Genomic DNA, 18559 nt, shown 5'->3' on the forward strand with positions numbered 1-18559 from the left:
GCGTTTGGAGACAGCTTAAGCGCCAAGGGGGGTGGCGCCGATTGTCCGTCGGCGGGTGCGGGTCGTCGGTGGCCGGTCGCGCAGTTCCCCGCGCCCCTGGGTCGGTTGCCCTCAGGGCGTTTCTAGTGACCGTACTGATAGAAGGGGCGCACGTTTTCGCGCATCCAGTGGCCCACCGGGTCGTCCGCCACGTCCAGGAGGACCAGGTTCACCGGCCACTTCACCGGAGCCTGGCCCAGGGCCTTGCCCAGTGCCTCCAGCGGCAGGGCGCGCAAGTCGCCTTCCCACTGGGAGAGTTCGACCCCCACGAACATCACCGGGTCCGCCGTCTCGACCGCGGCCAGGCAGCGGCGGGCCGTGGCGACCACGCCGGTCCTGGCGAACTCGGCCGACGCCGCGGCCAGGAAGTCCATCGGGTCGTCCTGCCAGTCCGGTTCGAAGAGGCGGACCCGGCCGCCCGAGGCGGGGCCGTCCAGTTCGGTGCGGCCGGTCCGGCAGAGCTGGGCGACCGCCTCCGGCGGCAGCGGGACACCGACCACTCCCCCGGGGTTCACGGCGATGCCGACCTGCGGGGGCAGGCCGCGGACGAACTCGACGGCCGGGGCGATCGTGTACGACAGATGGGAGCCGGCCACCAGGCGGAACTGCTCCTCGGAGCTGAAGACCGGCACGTACACCTGGCCCTCGATCTGCATGGTGGGCAGGTCCAGCGGGCCGCTGTGCGGGCCGCCGCCCTCCGGCAGCGGGATCCAGAGGAAACTCCGGCCCAGTACCTCGATGAGCCGGCCCGCCGCCGCGGGCACGCCGAGGGAGGCCGACAGGACCTCCTCCAGTTCGTTGCCGGGCCACCCGCCGTGCGGGTGGGGGTGCGCCTGTGCCGGGAAGTCCGCGGGAATGTCCGCCGGGAAGTCCATCTGCCTACCGCCTGCTGGGAACCACTACTGAGGCTGGAAAGGCTAGCGGGTGGCACCGACAAAGCCACCCGTGGATTCGGCGTCCGCGAAGGCGATCCGGCGCAGTACGTCCGCCGCGTCCCGGTCCAGGAGCACCGCCGAGCCGACACCCTCGGGCAGTTTCCCCTTCTCCACCGCGCGCAGCAGCCGGCCGGCCGCCCGGCGGTGGCGCACGAAGGCGTACCGGGAGACGCCCCGGCCGCGCTCGCGCTGGCCGTCCAGTGCCGTGCCGGCGGTGACGTCCAGGAGGAGCAGGTGCAGGGTGCCGCCGCGGCGGCGGGCCTCCCGGGCCAGCCAGTCGCGCACCCAGGCCTGCGTACCGCAGTCGTGCACGACCACGCCCTCGCCGGTGTCGAGGGCCCGGCGCAGCCCGGCGAAGTGGGCGAGGCGGACCAGCGGGCGGTACACGGCGTAGGGCAGAAGGCGGGCCAGGCGGGCGTCCCAGCGGTCGCGGGTGTCCTGGGAGTCGATGCGGATGCCCTGGACGGTGCGGTGCATCAGGGTGGACTTGCCGCTGCCGGGCAGCCCGGTGACCACCACCAGGTCACGGGGGCCGAAGAGCAGGCCGTGCGGGCTGCGCCCGGCGCGGTCGCGCAGATCGCGGACGACCGGTACGGGTCGCTCGCCGCACCGCTCGCGGGCCGGGGCCGTCGGCTGCTGGGGCAGGGCGATGCCCGTCGTCGTCGCGTATGCCGTGGTCCTTGTCACCGTGACCGTCCTCCCTGGGGGTTCAGGAAAGGTTCTCCCCAGTTAACGCAAAGAGAAGGTAATGCACGGCGTCTCGCGGTTCCGTGCGCGTCCGGCAACAGCCCGGCTACAAAGAGAGAGGACGGCGGGAGGGACAAGTCCGGCCTGCCATGCGGCCGGGCGGCGTGCAATGATGTCCGCGCCAACTGCATACCGGCCGCTTGAATCCGCGCGGGAGAGTCCCCAGCCGTCTTCGCTGGGGCGCCGAAGGAGCAAGTCCCTCCCTTGAATCTCTCAGGCCCCGTTACCGCGCGGGCGAGGCACATCTGAAAAGCGGGCCGCTGTGTCAGTGGCTCCACCCAAGGTGCAAACCGTGATCACGTCCGTGGTCACGGCGAACCTCTCAGGTTCCGATGACAGATGGGGAGGACAGCCCTCGCCTGTCATGCCCTCGGGACCTCTGGGAGACGACCGACCGATGAGCAGTACCGATTCCGCCGCACCCCGCCGCACCGCGCTCGATGCCCTGCACCGCTCGCTCGGCGCGACCATGACCGACTTCGCCGGCTGGGACATGCCCCTGCGCTACGGCTCCGAGCGCGACGAGCATGTCGCGGTACGGACCAGGGCCGGGCTCTTCGACCTCTCCCACATGGGCGAGATCACCGTGACCGGCCCGCGCGCGGCCGACCTGCTGAACCACGCCCTGGTGGGGAACATCGCCTCCGTCGGCGTGGGCCGCGCCCGCTACACCATGATCTGCCGGGCCGACGGCGGCATCCTGGACGACCTGATCGTCTACCGGCTGGCGGAGACCGAGTACATGGTCGTCGCCAACGCCTCCAACGCCCAGGTCGTCCTCGACGCGCTCGTGGAGCGTTCCGCCGGGTTCGACGCCGAGGTCCGCGACGACCGCGACGCGTACGCGCTGATCGCCGTGCAGGGCCCGGAGTCGCCCGGGATCCTCAAGTCGCTCACCGACGCGGACCTGGACGGGCTGAAGTACTACGCCGGCCTGCCCGGCACCGTCGCCGGCGTCCCGGCGCTGATCGCGCGCACCGGCTACACCGGCGAGGACGGCTTCGAGCTGTTCGTGAAGCCGGAGCACGCGGTGGAGCTGTGGCAGGCGCTGACCGAGGCGGGTTCCCCGGTGGGCCTGGTGCCCTGCGGGCTGTCCTGCCGGGACACCCTGCGCCTGGAGGCGGGCATGCCGCTGTACGGGCACGAGCTGACCACGGAGCTGACCCCCTTCGACGCCGGGCTCGGCCGGGTGGTCAAGTTCGAGAAGGAGGGCGACTTCGTGGGGCGCGAGGCGCTCGCCGAGGCCGCCGCCCGTGCGGAGCAGAACCCGCCGCGCGTCCTCGTCGGCCTGGTCGCCGAGGGCCGCCGGGTACCGCGCGCCGGATTCCCGGTGGTCGCCGGCGGCGAGGTGATCGGCGAGGTCACCTCCGGTGCCCCCTCCCCCACGCTGGGCCGGCCGATCGCCATGGCGTACGTCGACGCGGCGCACTCGGCGCCGGGCACGGCGGGCGTCGGCGTGGACATCCGGGGCAGCCACGAGCCGCACGAGGTCGTGCCGCTGCCGTTCTACAAGCGCCAGAAGTAGCCACTGGGCGTGACCCTGCGCACATCGCCGCTGGTCACGCACGTCTCCAGCCTTCCCCCCTTCATCAGCACTCCCTCGCGTACAGGAGAATTCAGGCCATGAGCAACCCCCAGCAGCTGCGTTACAGCAAGGAGCACGAGTGGCTGACGGCCGCCGAGGACGGCGTGGCGACGGTCGGTATCACGGAGCACGCGGCCAACGCGCTCGGTGACGTCGTCTTCGTCCAGCTCCCGGCGGTCGGCGACACGGTGACCGCGGGCGAGTCCTGCGGCGAGCTGGAGTCGACCAAGTCGGTGTCCGACCTGTACGCGCCGGTCACCGGTGAGATCACCGCGGTCAACGAGGACGTCGTCGAGGACCCCTCGCTGGTGAACTCGGCCCCCTTCGAGGGCGGCTGGCTGTTCAAGGTGCGCGTCGCGGACGAGCCGGGCGACCTGCTCTCCGCCGACGAGTACACCGCCTTCACCGCCGGCTGAGAGCCGCCGCAGACCCCGGCCTAGGAGTCGTAGAAACAGATGTCCGTTCTGAACACGCCCCTGCACGAGCTCGACCCGGAGGTAGCCGCCGCGGTCGACGCCGAGCTGGCGCGCCAGCAGTCCACCCTGGAGATGATCGCCTCGGAGAACTTCGCTCCGCTCGCGGTCATGGAGGCACAGGGCTCGGTCCTCACCAACAAGTACGCCGAGGGCTACCCGGGCCGCCGCTACTACGGCGGCTGCGAGCACGTCGACGTCACCGAGCAGATCGCCATCGACCGGGTGAAGGAGCTGTTCGGCGCCGAGTACGCCAACGTGCAGCCGCACTCCGGTGCCTCCGCCAACCAGGCGGCCCTCTTCGCGCTGGCCCAGCCCGGCGACACCATCCTGGGTCTGGACCTCGCCCACGGCGGGCACCTGACCCACGGCATGCGGCTGAACTTCTCCGGCAAGCAGTTCAACGTCGTGGCCTACCACGTCGACGACTCCGGCCTGGTCGACATGGCCGAGGTGGAGCGGCTCGCCAAGGAGCACCGGCCGAAGGTGATCATCGCGGGCTGGTCGGCGTACCCGCGCCAGCTGGACTTCGCGGAGTTCCGGCGGATCGCCGACGAGGTCGAGGCGTACCTGTGGGTCGACATGGCCCACTTCGCCGGCCTGGTGGCCGCGGGTCTGCACGAGAACCCGGTGCCGTACGCCGACGTGGTCACCTCCACGACCCACAAGACGCTGGGCGGCCCGCGCGGCGGCATCATCCTGGCCCGCAAGGACTTCGCGAAGAAGCTGAACTCGTCCGTCTTCCCGGGCTTCCAGGGCGGTCCCCTGGAGCACGTGATCGCGGCGAAGGCGGTCTCCTTCAAGGTCGCCGCCTCGGAGGACTTCAAGGAGCGCCAGCGTCGTACGGTGGAGGGTGCGCGCATCCTGGCGGAGCGGCTCACCGCCGCCGACGCCCGCGAGGCCGGCGTGAACGTCCTCTCCGGCGGTACGGACGTCCACCTGATCCTCGTCGACCTGCGCGCGTCCGAGCTGGACGGCCAGCAGGCCGAGGACCGCCTCCACGAGGTCGGCATCACGGTCAACCGCAACGCCGTCCCCAACGACCCGCGGCCGCCGATGGTCACCTCGGGTCTGCGGATCGGCACCCCGGCGCTGGCCACCCGCGGCTTCACGGCCGAGGACTTCGCCGAGGTCGCGGACGTGATCGCGGAGACCCTGAAGCCGTCCTACGACGCGGCGGCCCTGAAGGCCCGGGTCGAGGCCCTGACCGACAAGCACCCGCTTTACCCCGGTCTGAACAAGTAGTTCCCTGGTGGGGGCGCCCGACGACGTGTGCCCCCACCCTCTTTGGAGGAGTTCCCGTGGCCATCTCGGTCTTCGACCTGTTCTCGATCGGCATCGGCCCGTCGAGCTCCCACACCGTCGGCCCGATGCGCGCGGCCCGTATGTTCGCCCGCCGGCTGCGCAACGAGGGGCTGCTGGAGTCCGTCGCCTCGATACGCTGCGAGCTGTACGGCTCCCTCGGCGCGACCGGCCACGGCCACGGCACCCCGAAGGCGGTGCTGCTCGGCCTGGAGGGCGCCTCGCCACGCACGGTGGACGTGGAGACGGCGGACGACCGTATCGAGGCGATCAAGGCCACGAAGCGCCTGTCCCTCCTCGGCGAGCACGAGATCGCGTTCTCCTTCGACAACGACCTGAAACTCCACCGCCGCAAGACACTCCCATACCACGCGAACGGCATGACCGTCTGGGCGTACGACGCGTCCGGGGCGGAACTCCTCGCCAAGACGTACTACTCGGTCGGCGGCGGGTTCGTGGTCGACGAGGAGGCGGTCGGCGCGGACCGCATCAAGCTGGACGACACCGTCCTGAAGTACCCCTTCCGCACCGGCGACGAGCTGCTCCGCCTGACGCAGGAGACGGGTCTTTCGATCTCCGCGCTGATGCTGGAGAACGAGCGGGCCTGGCGCACCGAGGACGAGATCCGCGCGGGCCTGCTGGACATCTGGCGGGTGATGCAGGCGTGCGTGTCCCGCGGCATGTCCCGTGAGGGCATCCTGCCGGGCGGGCTCCGGGTGAAGCGGAGGGCCGCCGTGACCGCGCGCCAACTGCGCGCCGAGGGCGACCCGTTGGCGCACGCGATGGAGTGGATCACGCTCTACGCGATGGCCGTGAACGAGGAGAACGCGGCCGGCGGCCGGGTGGTGACCGCGCCCACGAACGGCGCGGCCGGCATCATCCCCGCCGTCCTGCACTACTACATCAACTTCGTCCCCGGCGCCGACGAGGACGGGGTCGTCCGCTTCCTCCTCGCCGCCGGCGCGATCGGCATGCTCTTCAAGGAGAACGCGTCCATCTCCGGCGCCGAGGTCGGCTGCCAGGGCGAGGTCGGCTCGGCCTGCTCGATGGCGGCGGGCGCCCTCGCCGAGGTCCTCGGCGGCTCCCCGGAACAGGTCGAGAACGCGGCCGAGATCGGCATGGAGCACAACCTCGGCCTCACCTGCGACCCGGTCGGCGGTCTGGTCCAGATCCCGTGCATCGAGCGCAACGGCATGGCCGCGGTCAAGGCGGTCACCGCGGCCCGCATGGCCATGCGCGGCGACGGCTCCCACAAGGTGTCCCTGGACAAGGTCATCAAGACCATGAAGGACACGGGCGCCGACATGAGCGTGAAATACAAGGAGACGGCCCGGGGCGGGCTCGCGGTGAACATCATCGAGTGCTAGGGGAATGGGCCCTGACCAGCGCGTTCATGTCTTTCGGCGCTGTCGGGGCCTTCCCTACTTACGCGGCGAAAAGTCCCCAGAAACTCCCCGGGACAGGCATGAAAGTCCCCGGAAAGTCCCCAGGGACTCCCCAGCGAACGTCGTAGTTCACGGCTGGGCAACGGCCTGCTTCAGGGCCGACACGGCGGGAGCCGTAGAGCCCGGCCAGCGGGTTCCCGCAGACCCCTCACGGGCCGCTCGGCATCAACGCCTGTCTCTGCAACCGTGGAGCGAAGGGCGTGCGTTTGGTGGGTAAGCGGATCCGCCAAGCCAACCCCTGACCCACGGCAGTGCCCGCCTTCAGGGGTGGGCCTCGCCACGGGCATGCAGCCCTGACTTTGGGCAGCAAGGTCAGCCGGATTGACCGTCCGGGCGGCCGAAGGAAGGTACAGGATAATTACGGTTATCCTGTGCGTATGTTGACGGAGGATCAGGACCCCGCCCGCACGGGTGAATCGAGCGACACACCGCCGCAGAGTGCACCCCCGGCGAGCGGGCGCCGCTACGTCCCGCCGGGGCGTCCGTCCGGACCGCCGCAGCTGGACTTCCCGCCGGTCCGCAACGGCATCGACTACCTCGCCAGCGTCGTCGAGCACCTGGACGAGAACGAATCAGACGTCGGGCCCCGGGACCTCAAGTACGCCGTGCTGCACCTGCAGGCCGCGGTCGAGGTACTGCTGAAGGCCCGCCTGCTGCGCGAGCACTGGAGCCTGATCTTCAAGGACCCCGGCCGGGCGACCAGGAAGAACTTCGAGAGCGGGGACTTCGAGAGCTGCGGGACCGACGCCGCGGTTGAGCGCCTGCGTGACATCGCGGGGATCACCATCGACCGCAAGGAGGTCGAAGCGCTGAAAGACCTGACGAAGGATCGCAACGCCCTGCAGCACTACGGCCTGACGCACAACGCCGGCGCGGTCGAGGCCCGCGCCGGCCGAGTGCTCGACTTCCTCATGCGCTTCCTGGATACGGAGCTCCTGCCCCTGCTCCAAGGACCGGAGCGGGAGAGAGCGATGCAGGACATGATCCCCGTGGACGCCGGTGTGAAGAACATCAGCTCCTACGTGACGCGGCGCCTCAACCGGCTGCGCGGCGAGCTGGCCGGGCTGGAGAGCCAGACCATCATGTGCCCCACCTGCGAGCAGATGACTCTCGTCGTCGCCCCCCAGAGCGGCGACTGCCGCTTCTGCACCGCATCCTGGGACTCGGCCGAGTTGCTGGTCTTCGACTATCTGGTCTGCTCTGACGGCCAGTTGGCTCGGGCATATCCGTGCCCCCAGTGCGACACCACCACCTTCGTAGAGGGGGTGAACTTCGTGGACGGCCCCAGGCTGTCCGACACCCTGTACTGCTTCGGCTGCGCCGCCCGCCACGAAGCACGGGACCTCGCGAACTGCTCCGGCTGCAGCCGCCCGTGGCCGATCGAGGCGGACGTCGACGGCTCGGACACCACTCTCTGCCCGGACTGCTGGAACCAGGTCTCGCCGGAGGACGTCGCATGACCACGGCGCTGGAGCGTTCCCCGCGGGCGACGCTTGTCACCCTGCGACGCGACCCGCGCGACCTGTGGCCGGAACACGCGCGGAAGCTGTACGACTTCCTCGTCTGCCTGTACGGCGAGGGCGACCTGTTGCCAACCCTCGCGGCCTCCTGGATCGCCCACCAGCGCTCGGCGAATACGCAGAAGTCGTACGCCCGGGGCTTCAAGATCTTCGAGGAGTTCGCCCGGGAGCACGGCGAGTACCCCATGGCGGTGAAGTTCGCGCTCGCCGACACCTTCCGGCTGTACTTGGAGACGACCCCGACGTGGGTACGGGTCAAAGGCGGCCGACGCGGCGAGATGGTCCGGGCAGGGAAGCCGTACAGCGACGCGTCACGCGCGAACGCGCTGTCGGCCGCCTCCTCTTTCTTCACGTACCTGGACGTGGTCAGCGACGAGCCGGTGAAGAACCCGTTCGACGCGGTTGCCCGGCCGTACCTCGATCCGGACTACTCGCCGACCGTCGGCTACACCGAGGAGGAGTGGGTCACCCTCCTGGTCACCGCGCGGGACCACCACAGGGTTGCCGCGTACCGCAAGCGCGCGTACGCGCTGCTGCTCCTCCTCTATACCTGCTGTCTGCGCATCGACTCTCTGCTCAACGCCCGTATCTCGGACCTCGGGTACGACAAGGGGCACCGTGTGCTGCTCCTGGAGAAGATGAAGGGCGGCGGCCGGAAGAAGAAGCCGATACCGCCGGTCGCCTGGGACGCGCTGCAGGACTACCTCGACGGCCGCACGGAGGGGTGGCTGTTCTGCACGGCCAGCGGCGGCCAGCTCGACGAGCCAGCCGTGTGGCGGCTGCTCCAGTCCCTGGCCAAGAACGCCGGACTGCCCCCGCGCGGACCGCACGGCACCAAGGGCGACGCCATCACCCACGCCCTGGCCAAGCCGGATGCCCGCCCCGACAAGATCCAACGCTGGGCCGACCACAAGGACTCCCGCACCACTCAGCGCTACAACCGGCGCAAGGAACTCCTCGACGACAGCCCCGGCTACAGCGTCGGCGCCGACATCGCCGGCGTCCTCGCCCACGAGGACTCCTGATCCACCATCACGGCTGGGGAGTGAGGCCACGCCGCGGCCTCGCCACGTCCTCCCGGCTGAAGGGCCACGACCAGATCGTCATCGCCAAGCAGGGCGGATGGGCCCTGCACTCCAAGGTCCCGGCCTATCAGCCGATCAACTGGTGCAGAGCAATGGTGCTGGCGCCCGTGCAGGCCAGCCCCGCGAGAACGGCGCTGGCGACGTCGCTCGTACTGAGGTACGTGAGCCCGCCGACGACAAGGCCCATGAAACCGGCCGTCAGCAGGACGAGGACCGCGCGCTGGGTCAACAGTGGCTCGTTCTGGGGGCCCGGTGCCGGCGGTGAGGTCGTCATGCCGCCTCCCTCTCTTGCTCGCTGCGCACCGTGTAGGCGTACTTCGGCATGGCGAGAAGTTGCCTAACGATCCATCCCCAGCGGGCTCGGCGGGTTGGCAGGTCAGCCAAGTAGCCCTGCTGTTCCTCCAACCAGTCGGCCTGTTCGCCTCCAGGCAGAAGCAGAGCCAGGAGGCGGAGTAAGGCAGCCCCGAGGGCGGGGTTGTCCCTCTGGTGTCCGTCCATGATCACCTGGGCGTAGGACTCCACGAGCCCTGATTCGAATGTCCAGCTGAACGCAGGGTCGGCTGCCTCGGCCTCGTAAAGGTCTACCCGATACTGTCCCCGGCTCGGCCTGACCTGAGGTCGAAGCTCGATCAAGCGTTCCGGTAGAAGACGCTGAGCCGTCTCGTGCTGCGCCAACTCGATGGCTGCTGTATGCAGAATCGATACGGGAGGAATCGCCTCAAAAATCTTCACATCGCACCCCCGGCGTATCCGGGATGCGCCGTACTTGCACGGCCGGGAGTCGCGGCGGTGGCTGCCGCGAGGGCATACGGAGCGCGCTCGGCGCCCCTATCGGTAAGGCGGAAGAAGCGACGGCGCGGCCGTCCCTCGGCCTCGGCGAGTTCGTCGGCCTCCCAGTAACGCTCCACCCAACCCGCCTGGCGCAGACGCTCCAGGAGGGGGAAGAGGGTCCCGTTTGGCAGGCCGGTCAGCGTTGACAACTCCAGCCCGTAAAGCCCCTCGGCCTGGATCACTGCTCGGCGCTCACCATCGGCGCCCCGGCCAAGTAGGGCGCGCAGCACTGTCTGGGTGTGTGGCGTCATCTTTGGATCTGGCATACCGCCAATCTACCTAGGTCGACAGAGGAATGTCTACCTAGGTAGATGATCAATACTGTGCTGCCCGCCTTGATGACTGTCGGTCTCCGTTCACTTATCGGGGAACCATGACGGACGGACCCGCGACGGTTCCGAGAGGAACGGGCCGCAACCGGCGCAGGGAGCGGGAGTGTCTCAAGGGGATGTGACCGCACATCTGCCCCGGCGCCGGACGGAACGGCGCGGCCTGCGCCTGTGGCCGGTCGGCACCGTTCTCGCCCTGACCTTCGCCACGGCCGTCCTGGTGGCCGCCGCGGTGTTCTACACCGGATGGGACCTGCTTGGCGCCCGGGGGCTCAAGCCCGAGCACCGCCTTGACTCCACGACACTCTTCGACCTGGTGAAGCTGTCCTTCGGGGTGGTCGCCGGGTCCGGCGCTCTGGTCGCCCTGGTGGTGGCCTACCGGCGCCAGCGCGTCGACGAGGACGGCGCCCTGCGCGAGGACGCTCGCCTGCACACCGAACGCTTCACCACCGCTGTCGCCCAGCTCGGCGACGCGTCCCCCGCCGTGCGTCTCGGCGGGGTGCACGCCCTGGCCGGCCTCGCCGACGACGCCCCCACCCAGGCCCTGCGCCAGACGTGCATCGACGTGCTGTGCGCCTACCTCCGCTTGCCTTACACCGCCGAGCCCGACCTTCCGGCGGACGATGCGGAGGCCCGGCACGCCTACCGAGCCCTGCGGGAGGTCCGGCACACCATCATCCGCCTCATCCGCGACCACCTCCGCCTTCCCTCCGAACACCCGCACTCCTGGCAGGGCCACGACTTCGACCTGACCGAGGTCACGTTCGACGGCGGAGACTTCTCCGGCGCGCAGTTCCGCGGCAGCAGGGTCACCTTCGACGGCGCCCAGTTCTGCGGCAGCAAGGTCACCTTCGCTGACGCCCAGTTCTTCTGGGGCAGCAGGGTCACCTTCAACGGCGCGCACTTCTGCGGCAGCAGGGTCACCTTCACCGGCACCCAGTTCTTCTGGGGCAGCAGGGTCACCTTCGACAGCGCACGGTTCTCCGACGGCACGATCACCTTCGCCCGCGCGCAGTTCTCCGACGGCAGAGTCGACTTGGCCCGCGCGCAGTTCTGCGGCAGCAGGGTCACCTTCACTAACGCGGAGTTCTCCGGCGCCAGGATCAACTTCCGTGACGCAGAGTTCTCCGAGGGCAGGGTCTCCTTCCACGGCGCACGGTTCTCCGACGGCACGATCATGTTCACCAGCGCGCATTTCCTCGGCAGCACGGTCGCCTTCAGCAACACGCCGTTCTCCGGCGGTACGGTCGACTTCACCGGCGCACTCTTCTCCGGCGGTACGGTCGAATTCCCCGGCGCACGGTTCGCCGGCGGCACGGTCAACTTCATCCGCGCGCAGTTCTCCGCTGGGACGGTCGACTTCCGCGACGCGTGGTTCCCCGGTGGCACGGTCGACTTCACGGGCGCGGACGGTGTGGCGCCCACTGGCCTGGTTCCGCCGAGCGCGTCCCCCTTTCCCACCGGACTCACCCTGCCTCCGACGTGGTACCTAGCCCCGTCCTGACGCGAGGTGAGACCGCAGCAGCCCCGGGCCACCCTCGGCACGGCCTCGCAGGAGCAGAAACCGATACCGGCGGCGGGCGCGCTGCCAGAATCCGAGGCCATGAGCGAGACCCCTGAACTGCGATACGCCCGCCCCGAACTCGAACCAGAAGGCCAGCCGGAATAGCCGCGAGACCTGAACCCGAGGAAGGTGCGGGACTCGGCGGCGCTCCGGGCTACGAAGCCACTGTCAGTCGCCGGTCACTGGGCCAGCCGCGGACGGGCGTTCTGCTGGGTGACCGGGCCCCCTTGTTCCTCTGCCGCGAGCCAGTCGCGGGCTACGACGACGGCGCGGCGGATCAGCACGTCGTCGGCCCCCACACGGCTGTAGACGCCGATCTCCTGGTTGATCCGTACGTTGACCGTGGCGTGCGGCTGGCCGGTGACGCGGGCGAGCTGGCCGACCAGGGTGTTGAGGTAGCCGCGGGGGTTCGGTCCGAGGTCGACTTCATCCTCGGCCGGGCCGAAGTCGTCGTCCGGGAGGGCGCTCGGGCTGGTGCACGGGGTACCGACGCAGTGGTCCCGCGCTGTGCAGAGGATGCAGACGTGCTCGTCGCAGCAGGCGCAGCAGACGATGGCGCTGTCGCTGTGGTCGTAGGACCGTCCGGGGTTCTCCCGGTCCCACTGATCGGCCAGGGTGATGCACTCCCCGGTGCAGGGCCTCGCCTCCCGGAGTTCCTGCTCGGGCGCGGTCTCGCCCCGAGCCAGGAGCTCGGCGCGCATCTTCTCGAACCGTTCGCGGATCTCCGCGTTCCGGCGGGCGCGGGCGGCCTTGCACTTCTCGCGCTCATCGCCGGTGAGATGCGTCCAGCAGGCTGCCACCGGGACGGGCATGCCGTCGTACGCCGGCCAGTCCGCGATCTCGTGGCGGCACGGCCGCCGGGCGCGGGTGAGACGGGTGCAGAACATGCTGGGCCTCCGGTGGTGCGGGCGCCGGCTCATGCGCGAGACCCGCACCCACGGGGGGAAGGTACGGGTCTCGGCGCTCCGGGCCGTGCAGTGCCCGAGGTGGGTCGGACCCTGCACGGCCCGTACGTCCCCGGGGCGGCGAGGCGGGTCGCCGTTCCCGCAGGGCCTCGCACGACCAACGAGGGGGTGGTCGCGACGTCACGCTCATGACGGCGGGGCCGTGCCGAACTCGGCGTGGACGACGGCGGGTTCGGTCCGCGGTCCAGGGCGCCCGGGTCATCTGCGCCCGCGTGCGCGTCCCGGGTCGGCCGCGGGCGGGGCCGACTCCCTGGTCGTCTGCGGGGGCAGCGCGGCCGGCGGGCGGTCCCGCCGGGCCTGGTATCGGCGCCGGTCCTTCCACCAGGCCAGACGGTCGGCGGAGTCCTGGGGAAACACGCTCTGCACGCCGACGACGACCAGCAGCAGCACTATGCACCCGATGATCGCCCACCACGGAGCTCCGGCAAGGTGGCTGACCAGGACGCCGCCAAGACCTCCGGCGCCCGACAACGCAGTGCGCATTCCGGTGTTCACCGACCGGCCCCCCACGGTCCCGGGTAGTCGATCTTCCCTTCCCGGGCCAGCCGGTGGGCGGTGGCCTTCAGCCGGTGGAGCTGTCCCTCGACGGCCCGGGACGTCATCCCGCCCAGCCGCACGCCGATCTGCTTGTAGGTCAGATCCGGCTCCGTGTACGCCAGCAGACAGATCGCGACGGCGACCGGGGTCGCCTCGGCCAGGATCCGCTCCAGCGTGTCCTTGAAAGCGATCCGCCGGAACGGGTCGGCCCCGGCGCCCCGGGCGGGCGTCTCCACCAGGCCGCCCAGCCCCTCGGCGACCTCGGCCAGGCGCCGCTTGCGCTGCCTGGACCACTTCTTGAAGACGTCGCGGAAGGCGAACAGGCACCGCCCCACGAAGTAGGTGAAGATGCAGGCGCCCTTGTCCGGGTCCCAGCCGCCCTCGCACAGGGCCGCTTTCCGGAAGTCGGGGCCGGCCGACATGACCGTCTCGATCGCGAGGGTCGAGCGCACCTCCTCGTTGCGCTCGAAGATCTCCAGCTCCACGGAGTTGATGGAGATGCGGATACGGCGGCGGGCGCACTGTTCCGAGATCTCGCCGCTGCGCAGCCAGCCGGTGAGGATCCGGATGGCGTAGGTCCACATCTGTCCGGCCCAGACGTCGTAGAGGGGGCCGGCGAAGCCGACCGTGCGCAGCCCGGCGTAGAGCACGCGGTCACGGGTGACCGCCTCCGACTCGGCCTCCGAGCCGTGCTCCTCGGCGGGTTCGCCGTCGACAGGCTCCCCGTCGTACACCGATTTCATGATTGACATGCAACTATCCTCGTACTGGAAGTTCATAATGCTGCGCTCCTAGGGCACGACGAAGTGGAAACCCCACACGGATCCGTGAACTTTTTTTCCGGGAGACTTTCGACCGGACAATGCCGCCGACGAATTGCCGGGCGGCAGCAATGTGTCGGGAGCCTGGGCTTGGGCGCCGGGCCCCGTCGCTGCCCATGGCGCCGTCTCCGGCGTGGCGACCGCCGGGATGTCCCGCGCGCCCGCGCGTAGGGGGGTCCAGAAAGTCCAGAAACCCCTCCCGTCCGCGGCGAGGCATGCCGGAGGTACGCGACAATCGGCCCGTGTCGCAGACGGAGTTCTCCTCGATCACGGCGCTGGACAGGCTCCTCGACGACCTGGTCGCTGGCGGGGCCCGCCGGCGCCAGCTCGACATGGTCCGCAGCGAACTACAGCGGGCCCTGGAGCGCGAGGCCTTGCCGGTGCCCGCTCAGCGCAGCCTCCGGCGGTTGCTGGAGGAAGAGACGTTCGGCACCTACGTCCGCTTCAGTACGGCGTGACGGAGGCCGCATTCGCCGCGTCCCCCTCTACGCCGCCCCGCGCGAGGACATGTTCCACGTACTCCGGCACACCTACGCAAGCGTGCAGCTGGAGGCCGGCGAGTCGATCGTCAGCCTCTCCAAGTGGCTCGGACACTCGACATCGAAGGTCACCCTCGACCACTACGCCCACTTCATGCCCGGCGCGGGCCGGCGCGGCCTCGCCGCCATGGACGCATGGCTGGAGGACCGCCACCAGCCGAAAATCCCCGAGAAGTCCCCACTGGCCGGTTGGATCAAGAAAATCCCAGCAAACCAGCAGGTCAAGGGGCTTGTCACGTCCGGCGCCCGCTTGTCCGTCAAGTACAAGGAGACGGCGCGCGGGGGGCTCGCGGTGAACATCATCGAGTGCTAGGGAAAGGGGCCCTGACCTGTGCGTTCGTCTCTTTCGGCGCTGTAGGGGGTCTTTCCTGCTTGCACGGCGGAAGTCTCCGGGAAGTCCCCATAGAAAGGCCTCTTGACCTGCGGGTTCGCAACACATGATCAACGCCGGATACGCCGCTCGCCCACCACTGGATGTACGCGCTTGGTCATGGAAGCGGAGATAGACGAACTGTCCCGTGGGGTGTACCGGCGGGCAGACGCCCCGGAGACGGCGCACGCGGATCTGCCGGCCGTGTGCGGACGGGCCCCTCGCGCCGTCGTGTGCGGTGAATCCGCCCCGGCCCTGCATGAGCTGATCGACGACATCCCCGCAGCAGTACACATCGCCGTTCCGCGCGGTACACGCCGACCGACGATTTCCTACCCGCCGACCGTGATGGCGCAGTACGCCGCGAAGACCTTCGACCTCGGTATCGAACGGTTCGAAGCAACCCCGCGAGAGACCATCCCCATGTACAACGCAGCCCGCAGCGTCGTCGACGCGATGCGCCACCGCAGCCGCCTCGGCGAGACCCTCGCCCTGTCCGCGCTCGGCCGCCACCTGCGCCGGAACGGACGCGGCGGGTTGGCGAACTACAGCACATCGCACACGAGTTGGACGCTCTCTCCGTCGTCCGCCCCGCCGTAGAGGCAGTGCTCGCCTGATGGCCAACCCCACCCGCGACACCACCGCCGGCCGCGTCTACAACGACCTGCGCAACCTGGCCCGCCGCAACAGCCGGTCCACGGACGAGGTCATGGTCGAGTACGTCCTCGAACGGTTCGTCTACCGCCTGGCCTCCTCGCCCCTGGGCCGGGAGCACTTCGTCCTCAAGGGTGGCCTGCTACTCGCCCAGTTCGGCGCACGTCGAATGACCCGCGACATCGACATCCTCGGCCGCCATCACCGACCTCGGCGAGCGCCGCCAGACCTCCTGCCCCGCCTGGCGCCGCCGACAAGGCACCGCCTCGGAGACGTCGCCCAGCGGGAACTCGTACCCCTCAGCGAGCCACCCCACGCTCAGCAGGGATGTGCCCTCACCCAACCGACCAGGCTCGCGTCAGCGCCGTCCGAGTACTCGTGCAGGCTGAGGTCCTTGCAGTGCCGGGGACGGGGTCGCGCAGGACGATGAACGCGAGCCCGTCGGCATCGTGACGTTCAGCGAGGCGCCATCCCTTGCACAGCAGGCCGAGTTCGTCCTCGTCGAGGGCGATGTCGCGCCGGTCGTCGGGCACGTTCGCGGTGGTGGGGGTGATGACGACGAGGGTGCCGTCGGGGCGCAGCCGTTCGCGCAGCCGGTTCATCACGCGGGTGCGGTCGCGGACGAAGGCCCAGACGAGGCGGATGGTGATCAGGTCGTACGCCCGGTGGGGCAGACCGTCGGTGCCGTCGCGTTCGATGTCGTGGACCAGGTAGGTGACCGCCGGGGTCGTGGGGGCGTGGTTGAGGGCGGCGGGGGCGAAGTCGACGGCGTCGACCGTGTAGCCGGTGTCGGCGAGGTGGCCGGCGAGTTCGCCCAGGCCGCAGCCCACGTCCAGAGCGAGGCCCTGGTCGGGGGCCGGAACGTGTTCGGCCGGCAGCCGACACTCGACGGCGCCGAGGTGCCGGAAGGTCTTGCCGTCTGCGTAGTGGGCATCCCACTCGTCGGGCGTGGTGAAGGCCACCGGAAGGCTCCTTGCCTTGTCCTGTTCAGCCGCCTGCCCGGAAGGGAGCTCACCGCCCGCGCGGTCGGCTCCCGTCGTCGGGGTTCTGGGGGTGGATCGGCTCATCGGGCGTCCCTCGTCCTGTCCGGGCGGTGGTCGGTGAGCTGCCATGACAGCCGGTTGCCGCCGTGTCCGGCGCTCGCCCACTGCGTCCCGTCGGAGGCGAACTCCAGCCGGTAGAGGGCGGGTTCGCCGGCAGCCTGCCAGCGGGCGGCGGTTTCCTCGATCTCCTCCCAGATGGCGCGCGGTCCGGACGAGGTGACGGTGCAGGTGCCGTCGCCTTCGAGGCTGACGCGGACCCAGGACCCGCAGGCCGGAGAGCCGATCTGCAGGCCAGGGGCGCCGAAGGCGCGGACCAGGCCGGGGTGCAGGTGGTCGAGTGCCAGCCACATCCCGCGCGCTTCGGCTTCGGGCGGCGGGCGGTGACCGCGGGTGGCCACTCCGCCCCCGGCGCTGATCTGTTCGCGGAATGCCGCGGACAGGGAGAGGCGGTCCCGGCCCCATCCTGCACGGTGCCCGGACTCCGCCGCCCTCAGCTCGGCCTGGACCACGCCCGCGTCGGTCTTCGTGATCACGGCAAGTCCCGGCCACGACGGCGAACTGGTGCCGACCGTGGCCAGCAGCACCCCCTGTGGTGCGAGCTGTTCGACGGGCGCCACCGGGACGCGCGGCACGGCGAAGGAGACCAGCACACGGTCGTACGGCGCCCGCTCGGGCCGGCCCCGCTCGCCGTCTCCGGTGACCACCGTCGGCCGCAGGCCGAGAGCTGCCAGGTGCGCGGCGGCGCCTTCGGTGACACGGTCGTCGCAGTCGATGCTGACCACGTCCGCGTCCCCGGCGACGAGGCAGGCGACGGCGCAGGTCACGCCGGCGCCCGTGCCGACGTCCAGCACACGCTGCCCCGGGCGCAGGTCCAGCTCGTCGAGAAGGCGGGCGGTCATTCCCATGACGCTGGACATGGCGGTCATCGCGCCGCCCGAGCGGCCGCCGGCACGGCGGTTGAGGAGGGGTTCTCCGTCGTGCTGGACGGCGACGCCGTCGCCGCTGTGCAGCACGCCCAGCAGTTCGGGCCGGTGCTCAGGGTGCGACCAGTCCAGCAGGTCCCAGCGGGGCGGTGTCTCGTCGGGGGCGCTGCGCCGTACGTACGCCTGCGGCATCAGCCGCTGTCGGGGCAGCATGAGCAGAGCGTCGGCCACCGGGCCGGGCGACAGGTCGCCGGACTCGACCAGGCGGGCCACCATCGCCGCCCGCGCTTTGGACGCCTCCGCGTCCCAAGTGGCGCCCGGGGTCGGCGCCATGGCCTCGGCGGCGGCATGTGGTGTGGTTTCGAACATGGCGTTCTCTCCAAAAACGGCGCGGGAAGGCATGTCAGGTCCAGCCCGTCTCGGCGCAGGGACGGCCGTGGCGGATGCCGTCGATCGCGGCGCGGGTGTACGCGACGGTGGGCTCTGGGAGAGCTTCGACGGGCCCCCACTCCCGGCCGCCGCACTTGTCCGGTTCCATGACGCGCGGCTCACCCGACCACTCTCGCGCCCGGAAGGCGAAGGGCACCAGGTCAGGAATGCGCAGGCCGGTCAGTTCCTGCAGTTCGCGGACGATCGCCTCGTCCGGGCTTTCCCCGGGGACTTGACGGCCGTCCGGCAGCGACCATCGCCCCGAGTTGTGGAGGGGCTTGTCCGTATCCCGCAGGTGCAGCGGACAGCAGCCGTCGGGGTGCGCCGGAAGCGCATCCACAGTGATGCGCCGGGGCGGCTCGACCATGAGAACCCTCCATGTGTACAGGAGCGAGGGACGGGGGGAGGGGGCCGCGTCCGGCG

20 protein-coding genes, 2 pseudogenes and 1 riboswitch are annotated in these 18559 nt (G+C 70.3%); of the genes and pseudogenes, 11 read left to right on the top strand and 11 right to left on the bottom strand.

Annotation, left to right across the window (positions count from 1 at the left end):
- Positions 1–122: 122 nt before the first annotated feature.
- Together KVT45_RS14995 and KVT45_RS15000 are read right to left on the bottom strand one after the other, a co-directional pair.
- Complete coding sequence (locus KVT45_RS14995) at positions 123–914, bottom strand: enhanced serine sensitivity protein SseB (RefSeq protein ID WP_217547661.1); 792 nt, start codon at positions 912–914, stop codon at positions 123–125.
- 42 nt (positions 915–956) lie between these two features.
- The gene (locus tag KVT45_RS15000) at positions 957–1661 is read right to left on the bottom strand and encodes an AAA family ATPase (protein WP_217547663.1); all 705 of its coding nucleotides are present in this window, start codon (positions 1659–1661) and stop codon (positions 957–959) included.
- A 201-nt stretch (positions 1662–1862) separates the two neighbouring features.
- Positions 1863–1960: riboswitch (glycine riboswitch) on the top strand.
- 158 nt (positions 1961–2118) lie between these two features.
- On the opposite strand from KVT45_RS15000, the gene gcvT reads away from it, so the two are divergent.
- From gcvT to KVT45_RS15030, 6 genes are all read left to right on the top strand, one after another.
- On the top strand, positions 2119–3246 hold the full coding sequence (gene gcvT, locus KVT45_RS15005) for a glycine cleavage system aminomethyltransferase GcvT (RefSeq protein WP_217547665.1): 1128 nt from the start codon (positions 2119–2121) through the stop codon (positions 3244–3246).
- Positions 3247–3344: 98 nt separating this feature from the next.
- Positions 3345–3722, top strand: coding sequence for a glycine cleavage system protein GcvH (gene gcvH / locus KVT45_RS15010; protein WP_217547667.1), 378 nt, complete (start codon positions 3345–3347; stop codon positions 3720–3722).
- A 39-nt stretch (positions 3723–3761) separates the two neighbouring features.
- Complete coding sequence (gene glyA / locus KVT45_RS15015) at positions 3762–5024, top strand: serine hydroxymethyltransferase (protein WP_217547668.1); 1263 nt, start codon at positions 3762–3764, stop codon at positions 5022–5024.
- A gap of 56 nt (positions 5025–5080) precedes the next feature.
- On the top strand, positions 5081–6448 hold the full coding sequence (locus KVT45_RS15020; RefSeq protein WP_217547670.1) for an L-serine ammonia-lyase: 1368 nt from the start codon (positions 5081–5083) through the stop codon (positions 6446–6448).
- A gap of 455 nt (positions 6449–6903) precedes the next feature.
- Entirely contained in the window at positions 6904–7986 is a 1083-nt protein-coding gene (locus tag KVT45_RS15025) for a hypothetical protein (protein WP_217547672.1), read from the top strand.
- A complete protein-coding gene (locus tag KVT45_RS15030) occupies positions 7983–9071 on the top strand; it encodes a tyrosine-type recombinase/integrase (RefSeq protein WP_217547674.1) in 1089 nt (362 codons plus the stop codon). The genes KVT45_RS15025 and KVT45_RS15030 overlap by 4 nt, the downstream gene beginning before the upstream one ends.
- Before the next feature lie 127 nt (positions 9072–9198).
- Here KVT45_RS15030 and KVT45_RS15035 read toward each other — a convergent pair whose 3' ends face one another.
- Positions 9199–9405 carry a hypothetical protein gene (locus KVT45_RS15035; protein ID WP_217547799.1) on the bottom strand — a complete coding sequence of 69 codons (207 nt, stop codon included), beginning with the start codon at positions 9403–9405 and terminating at the stop codon, positions 9199–9201.
- A gap of 454 nt (positions 9406–9859) precedes the next feature.
- Positions 9860–10144 (bottom strand): helix-turn-helix transcriptional regulator, encoded by a 285-nt coding sequence (locus tag KVT45_RS15040; protein WP_308310730.1) that lies wholly within the window; start codon positions 10142–10144, stop codon positions 9860–9862.
- Between the two features lie 268 nt (positions 10145–10412).
- On the opposite strand from KVT45_RS15040, the gene KVT45_RS15045 reads away from it, so the two are divergent.
- Positions 10413–11795, top strand: a complete 1383-nt coding sequence (locus KVT45_RS15045; RefSeq protein ID WP_217547677.1) for a pentapeptide repeat-containing protein — start codon at positions 10413–10415, stop codon at positions 11793–11795.
- A 239-nt stretch (positions 11796–12034) separates the two neighbouring features.
- Here the strand turns inward: KVT45_RS15045 and KVT45_RS15050 are convergent, their stop codons facing one another.
- The 3 genes from KVT45_RS15050 to KVT45_RS15060 all read right to left on the bottom strand — a co-directional run bounded on the left by KVT45_RS15050 (position 12035) and on the right by KVT45_RS15060 (position 14109).
- A complete protein-coding gene (locus KVT45_RS15050) occupies positions 12035–12742 on the bottom strand; it encodes a hypothetical protein (protein ID WP_254646774.1) in 708 nt (235 codons plus the stop codon).
- A gap of 276 nt (positions 12743–13018) precedes the next feature.
- Complete coding sequence (locus tag KVT45_RS15055) at positions 13019–13303, bottom strand: hypothetical protein (RefSeq protein WP_217547678.1); 285 nt, start codon at positions 13301–13303, stop codon at positions 13019–13021.
- An 8-nt stretch (positions 13304–13311) separates the two neighbouring features.
- A complete protein-coding gene (locus KVT45_RS15060) occupies positions 13312–14109 on the bottom strand; it encodes a hypothetical protein (protein ID WP_217547680.1) in 798 nt (265 codons plus the stop codon).
- A gap of 311 nt (positions 14110–14420) precedes the next feature.
- Between KVT45_RS15060 and KVT45_RS15065 the strand changes: the two genes are divergently transcribed.
- The 3 genes and pseudogenes from KVT45_RS15065 to KVT45_RS15075 all read left to right on the top strand — a co-directional run bounded on the left by KVT45_RS15065 (position 14421) and on the right by KVT45_RS15075 (position 15687).
- Positions 14421–14636 carry a hypothetical protein gene (locus tag KVT45_RS15065; protein ID WP_254646775.1) on the top strand — a complete coding sequence of 72 codons (216 nt, stop codon included), beginning with the start codon at positions 14421–14423 and terminating at the stop codon, positions 14634–14636.
- A gap of 28 nt (positions 14637–14664) precedes the next feature.
- Positions 14665–15030 (top strand): annotated as a pseudogene (locus KVT45_RS15070) (integrase); the annotation flags it as partial.
- 177 nt (positions 15031–15207) lie between these two features.
- Complete coding sequence (locus tag KVT45_RS15075; RefSeq protein WP_254646776.1) at positions 15208–15687, top strand: hypothetical protein; 480 nt, start codon at positions 15208–15210, stop codon at positions 15685–15687.
- A 138-nt stretch (positions 15688–15825) separates the two neighbouring features.
- On the opposite strand, the gene KVT45_RS58400 is transcribed toward KVT45_RS15075, so the two are convergent.
- Positions 15826–15924: a hypothetical protein gene (locus tag KVT45_RS58400; RefSeq protein WP_368857551.1), complete on the bottom strand. Its 99-nt coding sequence runs from the start codon at positions 15922–15924 to the stop codon at positions 15826–15828.
- On the opposite strand from KVT45_RS58400, the pseudogene KVT45_RS56280 reads away from it, so the two are divergent.
- Positions 15878–16171 (top strand): annotated as a pseudogene (locus tag KVT45_RS56280) (hypothetical protein); the annotation flags it as partial. The gene KVT45_RS58400 and the pseudogene KVT45_RS56280 sit on opposite strands and share 47 nt — an antisense overlap.
- On the opposite strand, the gene KVT45_RS15090 reads toward KVT45_RS56280, so the two are convergent.
- From KVT45_RS15090 to KVT45_RS15100, 3 genes are all read right to left on the bottom strand, one after another.
- On the bottom strand, positions 16077–16703 hold the full coding sequence (locus KVT45_RS15090) for a class I SAM-dependent methyltransferase (RefSeq protein WP_308310731.1): 627 nt from the start codon (positions 16701–16703) through the stop codon (positions 16077–16079). The pseudogene KVT45_RS56280 and the gene KVT45_RS15090 sit on opposite strands and share 95 nt — an antisense overlap.
- Before the next feature lie 101 nt (positions 16704–16804).
- Positions 16805–18076 carry a protein-L-isoaspartate O-methyltransferase gene (locus tag KVT45_RS15095; protein ID WP_254646777.1) on the bottom strand — a complete coding sequence of 424 codons (1272 nt, stop codon included), beginning with the start codon at positions 18074–18076 and terminating at the stop codon, positions 16805–16807.
- A 34-nt stretch (positions 18077–18110) separates the two neighbouring features.
- Entirely contained in the window at positions 18111–18503 is a 393-nt protein-coding gene (locus KVT45_RS15100; RefSeq protein ID WP_217547683.1) for an NUDIX domain-containing protein, read from the bottom strand.
- Positions 18504–18559: the final 56 nt, after the last annotated feature.

This window comes from Streptomyces sp. GbtcB6 (assembly GCF_019091475.1).
GTDB lineage: Bacteria > Actinomycetota > Actinomycetes > Streptomycetales > Streptomycetaceae > Streptomyces > Streptomyces hyaluromycini.

What these genes read in the sequence shown, in the direction of transcription:
- gcvT (WP_217547665.1), top strand. Translation starts at nt 2,119, where the DNA reads ATGAGCAGTACCGATTCCGCCGCACCCCGCCGCACCGCGCTCGATGCC.
- KVT45_RS58400 (WP_368857551.1), bottom strand. Translation starts at nt 15,924, where the DNA reads ATGTCGCGGGTCATTCGACGTGCGCCGAACTGGGCGAGTAGCAGGCCA.
- KVT45_RS15025 (WP_217547672.1), top strand. Translation starts at nt 6,904, where the DNA reads ATGTTGACGGAGGATCAGGACCCCGCCCGCACGGGTGAATCGAGCGAC.
- KVT45_RS15095 (WP_254646777.1), bottom strand. Translation starts at nt 18,076, where the DNA reads ATGTTCGAAACCACACCACATGCCGCCGCCGAGGCCATGGCGCCGACC.
- KVT45_RS14995 (WP_217547661.1), bottom strand. Translation starts at nt 914, where the DNA reads ATGGACTTCCCGGCGGACATTCCCGCGGACTTCCCGGCACAGGCGCAC.
- glyA (WP_217547668.1), top strand. Translation starts at nt 3,762, where the DNA reads ATGTCCGTTCTGAACACGCCCCTGCACGAGCTCGACCCGGAGGTAGCC.
- gcvH (WP_217547667.1), top strand. Translation starts at nt 3,345, where the DNA reads ATGAGCAACCCCCAGCAGCTGCGTTACAGCAAGGAGCACGAGTGGCTG.
- KVT45_RS15030 (WP_217547674.1), top strand. Translation starts at nt 7,983, where the DNA reads ATGACCACGGCGCTGGAGCGTTCCCCGCGGGCGACGCTTGTCACCCTG.
- KVT45_RS15100 (WP_217547683.1), bottom strand. Translation starts at nt 18,503, where the DNA reads ATGGTCGAGCCGCCCCGGCGCATCACTGTGGATGCGCTTCCGGCGCAC.
- KVT45_RS15060 (WP_217547680.1), bottom strand. Translation starts at nt 14,109, where the DNA reads ATGTCAATCATGAAATCGGTGTACGACGGGGAGCCTGTCGACGGCGAA.
- KVT45_RS15035 (WP_217547799.1), bottom strand. Translation starts at nt 9,405, where the DNA reads ATGACGACCTCACCGCCGGCACCGGGCCCCCAGAACGAGCCACTGTTG.
- KVT45_RS15055 (WP_217547678.1), bottom strand. Translation starts at nt 13,303, where the DNA reads ATGCGCACTGCGTTGTCGGGCGCCGGAGGTCTTGGCGGCGTCCTGGTC.
- KVT45_RS15075 (WP_254646776.1), top strand. Translation starts at nt 15,208, where the DNA reads ATGGAAGCGGAGATAGACGAACTGTCCCGTGGGGTGTACCGGCGGGCA.
- KVT45_RS15050 (WP_254646774.1), bottom strand. Translation starts at nt 12,742, where the DNA reads ATGTTCTGCACCCGTCTCACCCGCGCCCGGCGGCCGTGCCGCCACGAG.